This is a genomic window from Rhodanobacter koreensis, from assembly GCF_054782855.1.
Genome location: NZ_BAAGRR010000001.1, coordinates 347,771 through 366,307, shown reverse-complemented (window position 1 = coordinate 366,307; position 18,537 = coordinate 347,771). Strand labels below are relative to the sequence as shown.

The 18,537-nt window shown below is 65.0% G+C and carries 15 protein-coding genes; 8 read left to right on the top strand and 7 right to left on the bottom strand.

Going from position 1 to position 18,537, the window contains the following annotated elements:
• Positions 1–64 precede the first annotated feature (64 nt).
• Genes ACYVKM_RS01575 through ACYVKM_RS01565 form a run of 3 tightly spaced genes read right to left on the bottom strand, consistent with a single transcriptional unit; the run spans position 65 to position 5,317 of the window.
• Positions 65–1,444, bottom strand: coding sequence for a glycoside hydrolase family 125 protein (locus ACYVKM_RS01575; RefSeq protein ID WP_460875234.1), 1,380 nt, complete (start codon positions 1,442–1,444; stop codon positions 65–67).
• Positions 1,441–3,618: an alpha-galactosidase gene (locus ACYVKM_RS01570; RefSeq protein ID WP_460875233.1), complete on the bottom strand. Its 2,178-nt coding sequence runs from the start codon at positions 3,616–3,618 to the stop codon at positions 1,441–1,443. The genes ACYVKM_RS01575 and ACYVKM_RS01570 overlap by 4 nt, the downstream gene beginning before the upstream one ends.
• 49 nt (positions 3,619–3,667) lie before the next feature.
• Positions 3,668–5,317, bottom strand: a complete 1,650-nt coding sequence (locus ACYVKM_RS01565; protein ID WP_460875232.1) for a sensor histidine kinase — start codon at positions 5,315–5,317, stop codon at positions 3,668–3,670.
• 179 nt (positions 5,318–5,496) lie between these two features.
• Between ACYVKM_RS01565 and sucC the strand changes: the two genes are divergently transcribed.
• The 3 genes from sucC to ACYVKM_RS01550 all read left to right on the top strand — a co-directional run bounded on the left by sucC (position 5,497) and on the right by ACYVKM_RS01550 (position 9,363).
• On the top strand, positions 5,497–6,768 hold the full coding sequence (gene sucC, locus ACYVKM_RS01560; protein WP_460875231.1) for an ADP-forming succinate--CoA ligase subunit beta: 1,272 nt from the start codon (positions 5,497–5,499) through the stop codon (positions 6,766–6,768).
• An 11-nt stretch (positions 6,769–6,779) separates the two neighbouring features.
• On the top strand, positions 6,780–7,655 hold the full coding sequence (sucD, locus tag ACYVKM_RS01555; RefSeq protein WP_460875230.1) for a succinate--CoA ligase subunit alpha: 876 nt from the start codon (positions 6,780–6,782) through the stop codon (positions 7,653–7,655).
• Between the two features lie 76 nt (positions 7,656–7,731).
• Complete coding sequence (locus tag ACYVKM_RS01550) at positions 7,732–9,363, top strand: NAD+ synthase (RefSeq protein WP_460875229.1); 1,632 nt, start codon at positions 7,732–7,734, stop codon at positions 9,361–9,363.
• A 33-nt stretch (positions 9,364–9,396) separates the two neighbouring features.
• On the opposite strand, the gene yedA is transcribed toward ACYVKM_RS01550, so the two are convergent.
• A complete protein-coding gene (gene yedA, locus ACYVKM_RS01545) occupies positions 9,397–10,305 on the bottom strand; it encodes a drug/metabolite exporter YedA (RefSeq protein WP_460875228.1) in 909 nt (302 codons plus the stop codon).
• Positions 10,306–10,413: 108 nt separating this feature from the next.
• Complete coding sequence (locus ACYVKM_RS01540) at positions 10,414–10,689, bottom strand: hypothetical protein (protein WP_460875227.1); 276 nt, start codon at positions 10,687–10,689, stop codon at positions 10,414–10,416.
• Positions 10,690–10,779: 90 nt separating this feature from the next.
• On the opposite strand from ACYVKM_RS01540, the gene ACYVKM_RS01535 reads away from it, so the two are divergent.
• The 3 genes from ACYVKM_RS01535 to cysN all read left to right on the top strand — a co-directional run bounded on the left by ACYVKM_RS01535 (position 10,780) and on the right by cysN (position 14,094).
• Positions 10,780–11,130, top strand: a complete 351-nt coding sequence (locus ACYVKM_RS01535; RefSeq protein WP_460875226.1) for a Rieske (2Fe-2S) protein — start codon at positions 10,780–10,782, stop codon at positions 11,128–11,130.
• 154 nt (positions 11,131–11,284) lie between these two features.
• Positions 11,285–12,205: a sulfate adenylyltransferase subunit CysD gene (gene cysD, locus ACYVKM_RS01530; RefSeq protein WP_460875225.1), complete on the top strand. Its 921-nt coding sequence runs from the start codon at positions 11,285–11,287 to the stop codon at positions 12,203–12,205.
• Positions 12,205–14,094 (top strand): sulfate adenylyltransferase subunit CysN, encoded by a 1,890-nt coding sequence (gene cysN, locus ACYVKM_RS01525; protein ID WP_460875224.1) that lies wholly within the window; start codon positions 12,205–12,207, stop codon positions 14,092–14,094. Before cysD ends, cysN begins: the two co-directional genes overlap by 1 nt.
• A gap of 16 nt (positions 14,095–14,110) precedes the next feature.
• On the opposite strand, the gene ACYVKM_RS01520 is transcribed toward cysN, so the two are convergent.
• Positions 14,111–15,493 (bottom strand): L-serine ammonia-lyase, encoded by a 1,383-nt coding sequence (locus tag ACYVKM_RS01520; RefSeq protein WP_460875223.1) that lies wholly within the window; start codon positions 15,491–15,493, stop codon positions 14,111–14,113.
• Positions 15,494–15,569: 76 nt separating this feature from the next.
• Here ACYVKM_RS01520 and ACYVKM_RS01515 point away from each other — a divergent pair, with 76 nt between their 5' ends.
• On the top strand, positions 15,570–15,797 hold the full coding sequence (locus tag ACYVKM_RS01515; RefSeq protein WP_460875222.1) for a glutaredoxin family protein: 228 nt from the start codon (positions 15,570–15,572) through the stop codon (positions 15,795–15,797).
• Positions 15,798–15,950: 153 nt separating this feature from the next.
• On the opposite strand, the gene ACYVKM_RS01510 is transcribed toward ACYVKM_RS01515, so the two are convergent.
• Entirely contained in the window at positions 15,951–17,309 is a 1,359-nt protein-coding gene (locus ACYVKM_RS01510) for a 3-oxoacid CoA-transferase (RefSeq protein WP_460875221.1), read from the bottom strand.
• 231 nt (positions 17,310–17,540) lie between these two features.
• Between ACYVKM_RS01510 and ACYVKM_RS01505 the strand changes: the two genes are divergently transcribed.
• On the top strand, positions 17,541–18,536 hold the full coding sequence (locus ACYVKM_RS01505; protein ID WP_460876482.1) for an isoaspartyl peptidase/L-asparaginase family protein: 996 nt from the start codon (positions 17,541–17,543) through the stop codon (positions 18,534–18,536).
• Position 18,537 lies beyond the last annotated feature (1 nt).

Sequence of the window (18,537 nt, the reverse complement as noted above, 5' to 3'; positions counted from 1 at the left end):
GTGTCGCCCCATGATCCGCATACTGCGCGCGAGTCAGTGTGACCCGCAAGATTCGCCCGCGCACTCAGTGCGCCGGCTCCACGTCGAAGCGCAGGCCGGCCGTACTCGGTGTCGGATGCGCCGGGGCTCCGCGCAGTTTCGCCATGTATTCGGTGAAGAACGCATTGGGCCAGCCGAAATCCTCGCGCGTGAATTTCGTGGGGTCATGCGGGTCGAAGGATTCGTGCAACCGGTGGTCGCCCGGATCGCTGGCCAGCAGCATGGCCAGCATGCGTTGCTGTTCGGCCGGGTCGCTCGTGGTGAATCCTTCGGCGAGCAGGCCGAGCGGCCAGATCATGCCGACGGGAGTGTGCGGGCTGCCCAGTCCGGCTGCGAGCGGACCGGAGTAGTAAAACGGGTTGGCCCGTGAGAGCACGAAATGCCGGGTGTTCCGGTAGATCGGATCGTCAATGTCGACATAACCGGAATACGGCGCCGCGAGCAGGTTCGGGAGGTTCGCGTCGTCCATCAGGTTCGCGTGGCCGAGCCCGTCGACTTCATAGGCATAGATCGGTTTGCCGGCAGGCCCCTTCACGATGCCGTATTTCTGGATGCCCGCATGCACTTGCCGGCGCAGCTTCCCGGCGCGTACTGCCATCCGCGGATCGTGATAGATCGCGGCAATATCCATAAGCGCCGACAAGGCCTGCACCGCCATCATTTCAGCGGGGATCAGGTAGTTGTAGACGCACGGGTCGTCCGAGGGACGGAAGCCGGTCCAGATCATGCCGGTATCGGTCACCGGATTGACGCCGGCTTCCTCGGTGTCGGACTTGAAGCGGTACCTGCTGCTGCGCCGATGATCCTGCTCGATCTTCATGACGTCGAGCACACGCAGGAAGGCCTGCCTGAGTTCGGGCGTGAATACCGACGCATCGCCGGTCACCCGGTAATATTTCCATGCGAGCAGGACCGGATAGCACAGCGAGTCCAGTTCGAACTTGCGCTCCCATACCGTGTAGTCCTGCCTGAAGGCATTGGCATACGGATCGACGATCAGGTACTTCGCCTGGCGCTGGATCACGGCCTTGAACAGGGCGCGGACCTGCGGATCGCGGGCATAGTCGAGATAGGTGGCCTCGACCTGCACGCTCGAGTCGCGCAGCCACTCGGCGGGGATATCGCCGGTCTTGACGTAGGCGGTGCCGTCGTCCGTCGCCATGATCTGGGTGCCGGTATTGAGCAGGGCCGAACGCACCATTGCCTGCAATGCCGGATTCGGATTCCGGTAAGCCGCCGCGGCAGCGACGATTACCGCAGGTTGGACCACCAGCTTGCCGTGCTGCTGCTGCTGCGCCGCAGATGAGCTCGTTTCGACCTGTGCCGCAGCGACCTGTTGTGACGCAAACATGGCGCAGGCGCAGGCGCAGGACAGGGCCACTGCCAGGCGATACCTGTTGCTCATGGCAAAGCCTCGATCGTCACCAGTTCGGACGAATCCGCCATCGGCAATGCCACGGCAACGCCGGACTCCATCAGCTCGCGCCCGTCGACTTCGCGATCAGGTGAGGAACGGTCCCTGAAATGCAGCCGGTATCTGTGGTCGCCGCGCAAGCCGCGCAAGTTGAACCGGAGTTCGCCCGGTGCTGCCTCGCTGCCATGGAATGCGTAGAGCACGCCCTTGTCCCGACCGGCATCGAAGTATTCCAGCCCGTCCCAACCGTGGCCATCCGGTCGCGGACCCACGTGGTAAAGGTCGGCATCGCGTATCAACGGGCGCAGGGTCGACTTGTAGAACGCGATCTCCCTGGCTGCCGCGACATGTTGCTCGCGGCTCCAGCTGTTGCTGTCTATCATCACGGTCAGCCAGCCCATCATCCCGCTGCGCAGCATGTAGCGGAAATTCTCGATGTGCGGCGTCGGCCATGCCTTCACATAGGCTTCGAGCATCGCCGGGGGCAGTACATGGCTGGCGTCGTAGAACGCCTGCCGGTTCGATACCGGGTCGTAGGCGTCCACGATGGAAAAATAATCGCCGTGCGCGGCGCTGCCGAAGTCGACCATGCGCCCGCCGTCGTTGCAGATTTCCAGCATCAGGCCCGGGTGCGCGCGTCGCAGGCCTGCTTGTATCTCGTAGTAGGCATGCGTGGCGTGCAGGCTGACATCGGTCGAGTTGGCGCCATCGGCCCAGAGGAAGTCGTCGTCGCTGTAGTGCCGGGTTTTTGCGGGGTCGGCCGGCGCATGTGGATGATCGCTGCGGACGCAGTCCTGGGCGACGACATAGCCGTCGTGTTCGAGCATGTCGACGTGATAGTCGTGCACGATCCGATTGACTTCGCGCGTCGCCCACGCTTGTGCAGCAGGTACGCCCAGGTCGATCGTGATGCCCTTGAACTCCGCGGGTTTCCAGCCTGGCGGCGGATCGGCGGTCAGCCAGTCGCGGACATGCGGATCGGCGACGTTCAGCGCGCCGGGTTGCGTGCTCGTACCCGCCTGCGCCCAATCGACCCAGAGGCCGAACTTCAGGCCGCGGCTGTGCGCGTAGTCCGAGATCGCCGCAATGCCGTGTGGAAATTTCCGCGGGTCCGGATGCCAGTCGCCGACCGCACGGAACCAGCCGGCATCGAGGTGGAACATCTCGAAACCCAGGCTGTGCGCATCGTCGATCATGCGCCGGGCCTGGGCGTCGGTAATCGCCATCGCGCTGCCCCAGCTGTTGATGGTCACGGTCGGATAGGCGGGATCGTGCACGGTGGCGGGATTGTTCAATACCTTGCGCACCCAGCGCCGCAGCGTGTTGCCGGTATCGTCCACGTCGCCATCGCTGGCGCCGATGAATACGGTCGGCGTGCTGAAGGTTTCACCGGGTGCCAGGCGTGTGCGAAAGGGGCCCGGTTCGGGATTGAGTCCCATCACACCTTCGAGCTCATTGCCGTGCCGTTTCAGCTCCATCGCGGTGCGGCCGCTGAATTCCAGCCCGACATACCATCCACTGTTCGTCGAGCCGACATCGCGGACGAGGAAGTAGGGGATGATCTCGCGCGGTTCGCCCGCCGGCGGATGCGCGAACGTACTCGATACGCCGCGCCAGTGATAACCCTCGGCAACCGGCACAAGATGCGTCCCGACGGGCGGCGCCTCGCCGGCGCCCTTGTCGATCCACAGCTGTTCCAGCGACTGACTCGCTGCGATCTTCCATGCAAAGCGAAAGCTGTCCTGCAACGGGATCCAGACCTCGTGACGGCCCGGGTTTTCGATACGGATCACGTGCTCGATCGGGCCGTGCTGCGCTGGTGCCCGCCACTCCCAATAAAGCCGCAGGCCGGTAGAGCGATCCTCGTATGCGAGGCTGGCGGAATCGTCGCGGATGCGGCTGGCGCCGGGGTCGAATCGCCAATGCAGTGGAACGGCCACACCATCGACCGTCGCGCTGTCGATGAGGGTCTCGGCACCGATGCCCTGCCATGTTGTCCCGCCCGTGCCCGTCAGGCTCAGCACCTTCGGGACAGGTGCCGCGGATTGCAGCGCGATCTGATTGTCCGCATTCCCGACCAGGATCGGTTTGGACGCAGGATCGGCAATGGCCAGCCACGGAAAGATCAGGCCGAGCGACACGGAGAGCCATGCAGCGCGCTTCATCGTATGGCCTGTCCTCGTAGGAAGCTTGCCGCTGCCCGCGTCAGCAACGTCAACGCGTGGCGGTCTGGGCGGTCTCGGCGGTATCGGCAGGGCCGCGCGCCGGGGGTGTCAGCACCAGCCGGAAGCAGCTGCCGCCGCCGGCGACGCGGACGTATTCCAGGGCTGCCTGATTGGCCTCGCTCATCTGGCGGGCAAGGTACAGGCCCAGACCGGTGCCGTATTCGTGAGTGGTATAGAACGGCTCGAAGATCTGCGCGGCCACCTTCGGCGCGATGCCGGGGCCGCGGTCGATCACTTCCAGGATAGGCACGCCATGTTCGCCCTGCCGGGTCACCACCATCACCCGTGCCGGCTCGCCGGGCAGCCGGCCGTAGCGCAGCGCGTTCTGCACCAGGTTCCACAGCACCTGCTGCAGTTGCTGCGGATCGGCCACGGCAGCCACCGGGGTGTTGTTGCTGGTGATCGCCCGCAGCGAATCGCCGCCGAGGTCGTTGCCCTGGACGTATTCTTCGACGAAGGCCTGCACCCAGTGTCCGAGATCCAGCGTCTCCGGTCGCGAGCGCTCGCGCCGTGACAGCTGCAGGATGTTCTCGATGATCTCGTTGAGCCGGATGCAGTGGTTGTTGATGATCTCGACCATGCGCTGGTCGGTGGAATCCATGCTGGTCGACTCGGCCAGTAGCTGGGCCGAGTAGCGGATCGCCGCCAGCGGATTGCGGATCTCATGGGCGATCGAGGCGGACAGCCGGCCGAGCGAGCTGAGCGTGAGTTCCTCCGCGCGCCGCGACAGCAGCGAGGTATCGTCGAGGAAGATGAGTACGTGCGAGTCGTCGTTCGGCGCCAACCGGGTGAAGCGCGGCACCACCTCGGGGACACCATCGGCGAGCTGGGTGGCGGTCTCGTCCAGCTTTCCGGACGTCATCCAGTGATAAAGCCGGCGCGACAGTTCCGGCGCCAGCTGGCCCAGGTCGCGCTGGTCGGCGCGGGGATTGCCCATCAGCATCCAGGCCGACTCGTTGATCTGGTGGATGCGGTTGGCGTCGTCGACCAGCAGCACGCCGGTCTTCATGCGGCGGATGATCAGCTCGTTGATCTGCGAAAGGTTGGCCAGGTCGGTGCTGCGTTGCTCGGCCAGCGCCTCGGTGGCGCGCAACTGGCGGCCCAGCACGTGGCACAGCGTGGTGCTGGCGAAATACGCCAGGCCGAACAGGGCGGCTTCCAGCAGATCACGATCGCCGGGGTTGTTCGAGGTGCCGAAAAAGGTATGTCCGAGGATGCCCAGCGTGGCCAGCGCAGCGAAGAAACTGGACAGCCGCAGCGGCAGGATCAGTGCGCCGGCGCTCAGGTTCACCGCCAGCATCATCGAGATGCCGATGCGCGCATCGGGCATGGCGACGATCGCCAGCACGGCGGCGAGGATGTCCACCGTCAGGGTCACCGAGACCGCCATGCTGGCGTAGGCCATGCTGCGCCGGTTGAACAGCAGTGCGACCAGCGCAAAGATCAGGTACGCCGCGGCCACGCCGTGGGCAAGCTGGGGGGAGGCCAGCTTGGGCCAGCCCATCCCGGCCGGGCTGAAGGCCAGGCCTGCATAGACCAGCGCCTGCACTAGCCGGAAGGTGTTGAGGAAGGTCAGTTCATGGCGGATTGTCGCGGGACCGCCCGTGCGGGTAGCGGAGAAGGGTGGCGCGCTGGACACGTGGCGGGGCACTCCATGGCGGTTCAGGACCAGTATAGACGGGCTGATCGGTGTTGGAACGGCACGCAGGGGCGCATGAAACCGGCCTGCTGGGTGGTGCCCGCACGCGGCTCTTTCCATTGCAGCCCGCTTCCGCGAAAATAGGCGGCCGTATTGCGCGGTTTTGCCGATTCACCGGCATGTGCACTGCATTCGGCAGCGCGTCACCCCGCCGTCCGACTTCCCTGACCCACGCTGATCCGTACGCGTGCGGCCGCCATAGTTTTTCCGTTCGCTCGAGGTATCGAATGAATTTCCACGAATACCAGGCCAAAGAACTGTTCGCGCAGTACGGCATTGCCGTGCCGCCGGGCAAGATCGCCAACTCTCCCGACGCTGCCGTCGACGCCGCCAAGCATCTTGGTGGCTCGCAATGGATGGTCAAGGCACAGATCCATGCCGGTGGCCGCGGCAAGGCCGGCGGTGTGAAGTTCTGCAAGAGCTTCGATGATGTCCGCGCCGCCGCCAAGGGCATGCTCGGCACCCATATGGAAACCTACCAGTCCGCCGGCCGTGCATTGCCGGTGAACCTGGTGCTGGTCACCGACGCGACCAATATCGCCAAGGAGCTGTACCTGTCGATCCTGGTCGACCGCGACAGCAAGGCGGTCTCGTTCATCGCCTCCAAGCACGGCGGCGTGGACATCGAGCAGGTTGCCAAGGAGACGCCGGAAGACATCCACACGATCGTGATCGACTTCGTCGAAGGGCTGCAGCCGTACCAGTGCCGCCAGCTCGGTTTCGCGATGGATCTGAACGGCAAGCAGGTCAACCAGCTGACCAAGATCATGCTGGGCCTGTACAAGCTGTTCAACGAGCAGGACCTGGCCCTGGTCGAGTTGAACCCGCTGGCCATCCTCGAGGACGGCAACCTCGCTGCGCTCGACGGCAAGGTCAACTCCGACGACAACGCCGAGTTCCGTCATCCGAACCTCGCCGCGATGCGCGACCTGACCCAGGAAGACGCCGCCGAAGCCGCCGCGCTGCAGAACAACCTCAACTACGTGACGATGGACGGCACGATCGGCTGCATGGTCAACGGCGCCGGCCTGGCGATGGCCACGATGGACGTGATCAAGCTGGCGGGCGGCGAGCCGGCCAACTTCCTCGACGTTGGCGGCGGCGCCACCAAGGAGCGCGTGACCGAGGCGTTCAAGCTGATCCTGTCCTCGGACAAGGTGCGCTGCATCCTGGTCAACATCTTCGGCGGCATCGTGCGCTGCGACCTGATCGCCGAGGGCATCATCGCCGCGGTCAAGGAAGTGGGCCTGAAAATCCCCGTGGTGGTGCGCCTGCAGGGCACCAATGTCGATCAGGGCCGCGAACTGCTGGCCAATTCCGGCCTGGCGATCACGCCAGCGGACGATCTCAACGACGCGGCCCAGAAAGCCGTGGCTGCCGCGAAGGCCTGAGGAGTAATCGAATGAGCGTTTTGGTCAACAAGAACACCAAGGTGATCGTGCAGGGCTTTACCGGCCAGCAGGGCACCTTCCATGCACAGCAGTGCCTCGACTACGGCACGAAAGTGGTCGGCGGCGTCACCCCGGGCAAGGGCGGTTCCGAGCATATCGGCCTGCCGGTCTTCAATTCGGTGGACGAAGCCGTGCTGGAAACCCGCGCCGACGCGTCGGTGATCTTCGTGCCGCCGCCGTTCGCGGCCGATTCGATCCTCGAGGCGATCGACGCCGGCATCAAGGTCATCGTGGCGATCACCGAAGGCATCCCGGTGCTCGACATGCTGCGCGTTAAGAACGTGCTGCAGCAGCATCCGGAGATCGTGCTGATCGGGCCGAACTGCCCCGGCATCATCACCCCGGGCGAATGCAAGATCGGCATCATGCCGGGTCACATCCACAAGCCGGGCAAGGTCGGCATCGTGTCGCGTTCCGGCACGCTGACCTATGAGGCCGTATTCCAGACCACCAACGAAGGCCTGGGCCAGTCCACGTGCATCGGCATCGGCGGCGATCCGATCAACGGCCTGAACTTCATCGACTGCCTCAAGCTGTTCCAGGATGACCCGCAGACCGAAGGCATCATCATGGTCGGCGAGATCGGCGGCAGTGCCGAGGAAGATGCGGCCGAGTTCATCGGTGAGTACGTCAAGAAGCCGGTGGTCTCGTTCATCGCCGGTGCCTCGGCCCCGGCCGGCAAGCGCATGGGCCACGCCGGTGCGATCATCTCCGGCGGCAAGGGCACCGCTGCGGCGAAGTTCGCCGCGCTGGAGAAGGCGGGTGTCACCACGGTGAAATCGCCGGCCGACCTCGGCAAGACCCTCGCAGGTCTGATGAAGAAGTAAGTCAGCGCCGACTGCTTTAAAATGCGAAGGCCGCGACCCGAAAAGTCGCGGCCTTCGTCATTTCAGGAGCACGTTCATGGCAAGGCTGCGTCTGGCACTGGCCCAGTTCGATTTCGCGGTGGGTGCGGTGGCGGCGAACGCCGCGAAGGCGTGTGACCTGATCGCACAGGCGCGCAGCGGTGGCGCCGGGCTGGTGGTGTTTCCCGAGTTGACCCTGAGCGGCTATCCGCCGGAGGACCTGCTGCTGCGGCCCAGCTTTCTTGCCGCCTGCGAAAGCGAGCTCGATGCGCTGGCGCAGGCCACCAACGGTGTCGCTGCGCTGGTCGGCCATCCGCACAGCGAGGGCGAGGTATACAACGCCGCCAGTCTGCTGCGCGACGGCTGCATCAAGGCCACCGCACACAAGCAGGCGTTGCCGAACTATGGCGTGTTCGACGACAAGCGCTATTTCCGTCGCGGCCACGAAACGGTCACCGCGATGGTTGGTGGCGTACAGCTGGGTCTGCTGATCTGCGAGGACGTGTGGCAGCCGGAGCCCGCCGCGCGAGCCGCCGCCGCCGGTGCGGAGCTGCTGGTGGTGATCAATGCCTCGCCCTGGGACGACGCCAAGCAGGTCACGCGCGAAGAGGTGCTGGTGGCACGTGCAAGCGAAACCGGCTGTGCGATCGTGTATCTCAACCTGGTCGGCGGCCAGGACGAAGTCGTCTACGACGGTGCGTCGCTGCTGGTGAATGGCGATGGGTCGATCGCGGCGCGCGCGCCGGCCTTCGTGGATGCGTTGCTCTGGGCGGAATTCGATGCGGCCACGCGGACCCTGCATGCCGAAGACTGGCCGGTGGCGCAGGACGGCTGCATCGAGGCCACGCTGTATGCCGCGCTGGTGCGCGGCATCCGCGACTACATCGACAAGAACGGTTTCGGCGGTGTGCTGCTGGGCCTGTCCGGCGGCATCGACTCGGCGCTGACCTTGGCGCTGGCGGTCGATGCACTGGGCGCGAAGCGGGTCACCGCGGTGATGATGCCGACCCGCTACACCTCGCAGTTGTCGCTGGATGGCGCGCGCGCGCAAGCGGTGCAGCTGGGCGTCGACTATCACGTGATCGATATCGAGAGCACCTACCAGTCGTTCGTCGATGCACTCGCCCCCGCGTTCGCCGGCAAGGCGCCCGATACCACCGAGGAGAATCTGCAGTCGCGTACCCGCGGCGTGATGCTGATGGCCTTGTCCAACAAGCATGGCCTGCTGCTGCTGGCGACCGGCAACAAGAGCGAGATGGCGGTGGGATACGCCACCCTGTACGGCGACATGTGCGGCGCCTACGCACCGTTGAAGGATGTCTACAAGACCGTGGTGTACCGGTTGTCGCGCTGGCGCAATGCGCATGCCGCGCAGCTGGGCGAGCTGGAGTGCATCCCGTCGGCGGTGATCGAGCGGCCGCCGTCGGCCGAATTGCGCGACAACCAGACCGACCAGGATTCCCTGCCACCGTACGACGAACTGGATGCGATTCTCGAGCGTTTCATCGAAGGCGAGCAGTCGCAGGCAGAGATCGCCGCCCAGGGTTTCCATGCCGACACCGTGCGTCGGGTGGTGCGGCTGGTGCTGCTGAACGAGTTCAAACGCCGGCAATCTGCACCGGGGCCGCGCGTGACCACGCGGGCGTTCGGGCGCGAGCGGCGCTATCCGATCACGTCCGGCTGGCGCTGAAGCCGTCGTTTCCGGAGTGATCGGCGGCCCGCTTCAGTGCGCCCGCTTCTGCTTCGCCAGCGTAATCACCAGCACGCCGAGCAGGATGATCGCCATGCCGGCGAGATCGTACGGGCCGATGTGTTCGCCGGCCAGCAGCACCCCGAACAGCACCGCCACCGGCGGATTCACATACGCATAGCTGGTACTCAACGCCGGCCGCGCATGCTTCAACACGTACAGGTAAGCACTGAACGCGATCAGCGATCCGAACACGGCCAGATAGAGCACGGCCATAGTGGCGCGTGTGGCCGGATGTGCCGGCAAGTGCTCGCCGCTGGCGAAGCCGAAGATCAACAGCGCGATACTGGCGCACAGCATCTGTGCAGCGGTGTTCATCGGCCCTGGTGGCATTTCCCGGCGGCGGCTCCAGGCCGAGCCGAACGCCCAGCACATCGCCGCAACCAGCAGGGCGACCGCACCGAGCCGCGAGCCCGACAGGCTGCTGCCCAGGTTCAGCACGATCACGCCGGCGAAGCCGATCGCCAGGCCGATGCTCTCGCGCCGGTTGGGCCATTCGCCATACATGCCGGAGAACAGCGCGGCGAACAGCGGCATGCTGGCCACCGCCACGGCGGCAATGCCGGAACTCACCCGCTCCTCGGCGAAACAGACCAGGCCATTGCCGAAACCGAGCAGCAGCAAGCCGGTGAACCCCGCGTTGCGCCATTGCAGGCGCGTCGGCGGCGCCATGCCGCGCAGACGCAGGAATCCGTACAAGGCCACGCCGGCGCACAGGAAGCGGACGCCGGCGAGCAGGAACGGCGGGTAGCTTTCCAGTGCGAAGCGGATGCCCAGATAGGTCGAGCCCCAGATCACGTACAGCGCGAGCAGCGCCAGTGGAATCAATACGCGAGGGTCGGTCAGGTGATGCGACGTGCCAGCCGCAGGGTGCTCGGACATGAGGGGCGGGTCGAGTGGGGACGGCGCATTATCCGCGAGGTCGGCGGATTTTGTGAGCGCGATCTGGGGCGCCGTGTTGTCCGAATCCTGACGGCTCGCACGGGAGGGTCAGTGCGCGACGGGACGATCCTGCCGGATCACCACGAACTCGCCTTCCAGCACGTCAGGCTGATGTGCGGTGCGAGCTGTGGCGGGTTTGGCCGGCCCGTGGTGAAGCTTCCACTGGCGCCAGGCCAGCAGCAGGCCACCACCGACCAGCAGCACACCGGCCACCACCAGGCCGAACACCAGCAATACGCCGACCAGTGCCACGCCGAGCAACAACGACAGGGCGCGAACCAGCGGGTGACGTGAACGGTGCAACGGGTGGATGGCGAAGTGCATGTGTTAAAAATCCGTATGGTAAAATCAACGACTTACGCTTGAAATCATGCGTGCAACCATGGGGCCATCCAGCCCGCGAGGCAAGTGCCGATGGATACAGTCAGCTCCGTTCAGTGGTTATGCCAGTTGGACGAGATTCCCGATGGCGGCGCCACCGCCGTCGATGCGCTGCTGCCTGACGGCGCGGAGAGCCTGATCCTGCTGCGCCACGGCGATCGCGTGCGCGGCTATCTCAACGTCTGCCCGCATGCGGGGCGCCGGCTGGACTATGCGCCGGGCAAGTTCCTGCTGAAGAACGACACACTGATCTGCGCCGTGCACGGCGCCACTTTCAATCAGGGGGATGGACTGTGCATCGCAGGCCCCTGCCGTGGCGAACATCTGCGCGAGGTGGCGGTGCGGATCGAGGGTGCTGCCGTTTACCTGACAGCTGGCCCGTAATCGCCCTTGTCCCAACGCGCGCAAACCTTTTCCTGGCCGCATGCGATCACAGGGGTGCGTGCGCCGCCCGTTGCCGTATATGCATAAATCCGCTGGTCATTACGCAAACGGCATGGGCCCGACTAGAATCCGAATGGATAACAACGGCAGCGACATGACAAACATCGACGCGCTAGCGCACGCATCGCACCTGAAGCACCTGGAATCGGAAAGCATCCACATCCTGCGCGAGGTGGCGGCGGAGTTCCGCAACCCGGTGATGATGTATTCGATCGGCAAGGACTCCTCGGTGCTGCTGCACCTGCTGCAGAAGGCGTTCTACCCGGCACCGCCGCCGATTCCGCTGCTGCACGTGGACACGACATGGAAGTTTCGCGAGATGATCGCGTTCCGCGATCGCCGCGCGCGGGAGACCGGCTGCCGCTTGATCGTGCATATCAATCAGGACGGGGTGGCGCAGGGCATCGGCCCGTTCAGCCACGGCGCGACCGTGCATACCGACATCATGAAGACCCAGGCGCTGAAGCAGGCGCTGGACAAGCATCAGTTCGACGCCGCGATCGGCGGTGCACGCCGCGACGAGGAGAAGTCGCGCGCCAAGGAGCGAGTGTTCTCGTTCCGCAATGCGCAGCACCGCTGGGACCCGAAGAGCCAGCGTCCGGAGCTGTGGAATCTCTACAACGCGCGCATCGCCAAGGGCGAGAGCGTGCGCGTGTTTCCGCTGTCGAACTGGACCGAGCTGGATATCTGGCTGTACATCTATCGGGAAAAGATCGAGGTGCCTTCGCTGTACCTCGCCGCCGAGCGGCCGGTGGTCGAGCGCGACGGCGCCTTGATCATGGTCGACGACGAGCGCATGCCGCTGCGGCCGGGCGAGATCCCGCAGATGCGCAAGGTGCGTTTCCGCACCTTGGGCTGCTATCCGTTGACCGGCGCGGTCGAATCCGACGCGGATACGCTGCCGGCGGTCATCCAGGAAATGCTGGTGGCGCGCACCTCCGAGCGTCAGGGTCGGGTGATCGATCACGATCCCTCCGCCTCGATGGAGAAGAAGAAGCAGGAGGGCTATTTCTGATGCGCAAGGAGCATGACGCCACCACCGCGATCGACGCCTATCTGCAGCAGCACGAGACCAAGAGCCTGCTGCGCTTCATCACCTGCGGCAGCGTGGACGACGGCAAGAGCACCCTGCTCGGGCGCCTGCTGTACGACAGCAAGCTGTTGTTCGATGACCAGCTGGCCGCGCTGAAAGGCGACAGCCTGCGTCATGGCACGCAGAACGGCGAGCTGGATTTCGCCCTGCTGGTCGACGGCCTCTCCGCCGAGCGCGAGCAGGGCATCACCATCGATGTCGCCTACCGCTTCTTCAGCACGGAGCGGCGCAAGTTCATCGTGGCCGACTGTCCCGGCCACGAGCAGTACACGCGCAACATGGCCACCGGCGCCTCCACCGCCGATCTTGCCGTGGTGCTGGTCGATGCGCGCAAGGGCCTGTTGACGCAGACGCGTCGGCATACCTACATCTGCGCACTGCTCGGCATCCGCCATGTGCTGCTGGCGGTGAACAAGATGGACCTGATCGATTACTCCGAGGACGTGTTCCGCGCGATCGAGGCCGACTATCGCGAGCTGGCTGCTTCGATGGGGATCGCGCAGGTCAGCGCGGTGCCGCTGTCGGCGCTGCGTGGCGAGAATGTCAGCAGTCGTTCGGACTGCGTCGGCTGGTACGACGGCCCCAGCCTGCTGGAACAACTCGAGACAGTACAGATCGCGCACGTGGCCGACGACGTCGGCTTCCGTCTGCCGGTGCAGTGGGTATGCCGGCCCGACCAGAACTTCCGCGGCTACGCGGGCCACGTCGTCGCCGGTTCGATTGCGCCGGGCGACGAAGTGGTGGTGCTGCCGAGTGGTGCCCGTTCACGGGTGGCGCGCATCGTCACGGCCGACGGTGACTTGCCGCGCGCCGGCCTTGGCGACGCGGTCACTCTGACGCTGACTGACGAGCGCGACATCAGTCGTGGCGATGTCATCGCCGCGGCCACGCAGCCGCCACAGGTGGCCGACCAGTTCGCCGCGCACCTGCTGTGGATGGGCGAGGCGCCGCTGCTGCCGGGGCGATCCTACTGGCTGAAGATCGGCGCGCGCACGGTGAGTGCACAGATCACCGAGATCAAGCACAAGGTCGACGTCAACACGCAGGAAGCGCTGGCCGCCAAGCGGCTGGAACTGAACGAAGTGGGCTATTGCAATATCAGCCTCGACCACGCCATCGCGTTCGAGTCGTATGCACATTGCCGCGAGATGGGTGCGTTCATCCTGATCGATCGGCAGAGCAACAACACGGTGGCCGCCGGTACGCTGAACTTCGCCCTGCGGCGTGCCGACAACATCCACTGGCAGCACATGGATGTCGATCGCACGGCGCGCGCAAGGATCAAGGGGCAGGCACCGACCTGCCTGTGGTTCACCGGCTTGTCCGGTTCGGGCAAGTCGACCGTGGCCAACCTGGTGGAAAAGCGCCTGCACGCGCTGGGCTATCACACCTACATGCTGGACGGCGACAACGTGAGGCATGGCCTCAACCGCGATCTGGGCTTCACCGCCGAGGATCGCGTCGAGAACATCCGCCGCGTGGCCGAGGTGGCGAAGCTGATGGTGGATGCCGGCCTGATCGTGCTGGTCTCGTTCATCAGCCCGTTCCGCAACGAGCGACGCATGGCGCGGGACTTGTTTGCCGAAGGCGAGTTCAACGAAGTCTTCATGGATACGCCGCTGGCGATCTGCGAACAGCGCGATGCGAAGGGGCTTTACGCCAAGGCACGTGCCGGCGAGATACGGAATTTCACCGGCATCGATTCGCCGTACGAGCCACCGGAGCACGCCGAAGTGCATCTGCACGCGGCTGAACGCAGCGCCGAGGCGATGGCCCAGCAGGTGGTCGAGGCGCTAATCGGACAAGGTTGAACCGGCCCTCATCGACTCAGCACTCGATGACGTTGACGGCCAATCCGCCACGCGAGGTCTCCTTGTACTTGTCCTTCATGTCGCGGCCGGTGTCGCGCATGGTCTTGATCACCTTGTCGAGCGAGACACGGTGCTTGCCGTCGCTCTTCAGCGCCATGCGGCTGGCGTTGATCGCCTTGACCGAACCCATCGCATTGCGTTCGATGCAGGGGATCTGCACCAGGCCGCCGATCGGGTCGCAGGTGAGGCCGAGGTTGTGTTCCATGCCGATCTCGGCGGCGTTCTCGACCTGCATCACGTTGCCGCCGAGTGCAGCGGTGAGGCCGCCGGCGGCCATCGAGCAGGCCACGCCGACTTCGCCCTGGCAGCCGACTTCGGCCCCCGAGATCGAGGCGTTTTCCTTGTACAGGATGCCGATGGCGGCAGCGGTGAGCAGGTAGTCGATGATGCCGTCGTCATTCGCCTTCGGGCAGAAGCGCAGGTAGTAGTGGCCCACTGCGGGCACGATGCCGGCCGCGCCGTTGGTCGGCGCGGTGACCACGCGTCCGCCGGCGGCGTTCTCCTCGTTCACGGCAAGCGCGTACAGGTTCACCCAGTCCAGGATGGTCAGCGGATCCTTCAGCGCGGCCTCGGGCTGGTTGCGCAGCTCCTCGGCCATCGCCGGTGCGCGGCGTGCCACGTGCAGGCCGCCGGGCAGGGTGCCGGGCGAGCGCAGGCCGCGGGTGACGCAATCCTGCATCGCCTTCCATATCGTCAACAAGCCAGTGCGGGTTTCCTCCTCGCTGCGCCAGACGGTTTCGTTCGCCAGCATCAGCTGGGCGATGGTCATGTTGTGCTGCTTGCACAGCGCCAGCATCTGGTCGCCGGTGGTGAAGGCGTAGGGCTGCTCGGTGGTGTCGGCCACGATGCGGTCTTCCGCTGCCTCGTCGGTGTTGACCACGAAGCCGCCACCGACCGAGTAGTAATCGCGCGTGGCCAGTTCGTTGCCGTCGGCGTCATACGCGCTGAAGCGCATGCCGTTGGTGTGGAACGGCAGCTTCTGGCGCTTGTTGAAGACCAGATCGCGCTTTTCCTCGAACTCGATCTCGTGCCTGCCGAGCACGCGCAGGCGCTGTGTCTTGCGGATGCGTTCGAGCGTGGCGGGGATCTGGTCCGGATCGACGGTGTCCGGGTGCTGGCCTTCCAGTCCCAGCAGCACGGCCTTGTCGGTGCCGTGGCCGCGGCCCGTCATCGCCAGCGAGCCGTACAGCTCGGCGCGCACGCGGGCCACGCGGTCCAGCACGCCTTTCTCTTCCAGCCAGCGTTCGGCGAAACGTGCCGCGGCGCGCATCGGTCCCACCGTGTGCGAGGAGGAGGGGCCAATGCCGATCTTGAACAAGTCGAATACGCTGACGGCCATGGGGTGCTGCCGGGGAAGGGAGTGAACCGGTTATTCTACGCGGCGTCCCCATGTTTGGCAGTCCATTCGCAGGCGCATGTCCGATCTGATCCTGTACCAGCGCGATTATTGCCACCTGTGCGACCTCGCGCTGGCCGTGCTGGCCGAGGCACGCGCGCCGGATTTCGACACCGTGTGGGTGGATGATGCGGTGGAACTGCAGCAGCGCTACGGCACGCGGGTGCCGGTATTGCGCGATGCACGCGACGACCGCGAGCTGGACTGGCCGTTCGATGCGGCGGCGGTGCGCGCGTTTCTGCAGTAGCAGAGTTCTCTTCGCACGCGATCCACGCGCTTTATGAGAGCTGTTTCAGGAATCCCGGAGATTCCACGACGTCATTCCCGCGAAAGCGGGAATGACGGCAGGAGACAGGTTTTTCGAAGCATTCTTCAACCATGCCTGCGCATCGACTACGGATCAGCCAGCCAATGAGGCGGCCACCGCGAACGCGCAACCGGTCTTCGCCTTCACTTCGTCCAGCGTGACGCCGTCGTTGAGCTCGATCAGAGTCAGCCCCTTGCCCTTGGCTACCTCGAACACGCACAGGTCGGTGATGATCAGGTCGACCACCTGCTTGCCGGTCAGCGGCAGGTCGCAGGCGTCCTTGATTTTCGGCGAGCCGTCCTTCGCGTTGTGCTCCATCAGTACCACCACGCGCTTGACGCCGCTCACCAGATCCATCGCGCCGCCGGGACCCTTGACCATCTTGCCCGGCACCATCCAGTTAGCCAGGTCGCCATGGGCGGAGACTTCCAGTCCGCCGAGGATCGACAGGTCGATGTGGCCACCGCGGATCATCGCGAACGACTCCGCGCTGGAGAAGAAGCTCGAACCAGGCAAGGTGGTGATGGTCTGCTTGCCGGCATTGATCAGGTCGGGGTCGATCTGCGCCTCGGTCGGGAACGGGCCGATGCCGAGCAGACCGTTCTCCGACTGCAGGGTGACGTTGACGCCGTCGGGAATGTAGTTCGCCACCATGGTGGGGATGCCGATGCCGAGGTTGACGTAGAAACCGTCCTGCAGTTCCTTCGCCGCACGTTTGGCCATCGCCACGCGGATCGGGCTTTCCTTGCCGGAGGCCACGCCGGCAAGGGTGCGGAATTCGATGCGCTTCTCGTACTTCGCGCCCTGCACGATGCGGTCGACGTAGATGCCCGGCACGTGAATGTTGTTCGGATCCAGCTCGCCTACCGGTACCAGATGCTCCACCTCGGCCACGCAGGCCTTGCCGCAGGTGGCGATCATCGGGTTGAAATTGCGTGCGGTCTCGCGGAACACCAGGTTGCCGTGGGCGTCGCCCTTCCATGCCTTGACGATCGACAGGTCGGCCGTAATGGCCTCTTCCAGCACGTATTCCTTGTCGCCGAAGGCCTTGGTTTCCTTGCCTTCGGCCAGCTTGGTGCCGAACGCCGTGCGCGTGTAGAAACCGGGAATGCCGGCACCACCGGCGCGCAACTTCTCGGCCAGCGTGCCCTGTGGGGTCAGGTGCAGTTCCAGCTCACCGGCCAGCACCTGACGTTCGAACTCCTTGTTCTCGCCGACGTAGGAGGCGTACACGCGCTTGACCTGATGCGTCTTCAGCAGCGGGCCCATGCCGAAATCGTCCACGCCGGCGTTGTTGCCGACAATGGTCAGGCCCTTGGTGCCGGCTTCCAGCAACGCGCCGATCAGGTTCTCGGGGATGCCGCACAGGCCGAAGCCGCCGGCAGCGATCGTCATGCCATCGACCAGCAGGCCGTCGAGGGCTTTCGCCGCGCTTGGGTAAACCTTGTCCATTGCCATGCCTTCCGCAGGGAGAGTTCAGCTGCCAAGAATACGACGGATTGGCCCCGGGCGGCTTCGTACCAAGGTCGCATGCCGCGGTAACACGGAACTGGTCAGCCAATTGCTAGATGTGCGGCTTAGCCCGCAAGGCGGCTGGTTATACTCGGTGCCGTTGCCGTCAGAGAGAAACACGTGAAACCGCATCGCCTGTTTGTCGCCCTTGCCGTCTTCGGAGTCGCCACCATGACCCATGCCGCCGTTTCACCCGTGCTGGTGATCCACGGCGGGGCTGGGGTGATCAAGCGCGAGATGACTCCCGCGAAGGAAAAGGCGGTGCGCGCCGCACTGAAGCTGGCGCTGCAGAACGGCTATGCCCAGCTCAAGGCGGGCAAGCCGGCGCTGGATGCGGTGACGGCGGCGATCACCGTGCTGGAGGACGATCCGAACTTCAACGCCGGCAGGGGTTCGGTGTTCACCCACGATGGCAAGAACGAAATGGACGCGGCGATCATGGATGGCAACACGCTGCGCGCCGGTTCCGTGGCCGACGTGCAACACGTGAAGAATCCGATCCTGCTGGCGCGGGCGGTGATGGAGCATTCGCCGCATGTGATGCTGGCCGGCGCCGGTGCCGAGGAATTCGCGAAGGAGCAGGGCATCACCCTGGTCGATCCCTCGTACTTCCGCACGGAGGAGCGCTGGCAGCAGCTGCAGAAGGCGTTGAAGGAAGATGCCGCGAAGCAGCCGCATGCAGACGTGGAGACGGCCAAACACTTCGGCACGGTCGGTGCGGTGGCACTGGATGCCGAGGGTCATCTTGCCGCTGGTACGTCGACCGGCGGCATGACCGACAAACGCTGGGGCCGCATCGGCGATTCACCGATCATCGGCGCCGGCACCTACGCCAACGCCGGTTGCGCGGTGTCCGGCACCGGCTGGGGCGAGTACTACATCCGCACCGTCGCGGCGCACGAGATCTGCATGATGGTGACCCAGATGCGCGTGCCGCTGAAACGCGCCGCTGCGCAGGTGATCAATCAGGAAATCCCGTCGATGGGAGGCAACGGCGGTGCGATCGCGCTGGATGCGGATGGCCATATCTCGATCCCGTTCAACACCGATGGCATGTATCGCGGCTGGATCGGTGCGGATGGCGTGCCGCACGTGGCGATCTATGGCGATGAGGACGATGGCACCGCGGAGCCGCCGGCGCCGGCCGACAGCACGGCACAGCCGTAAC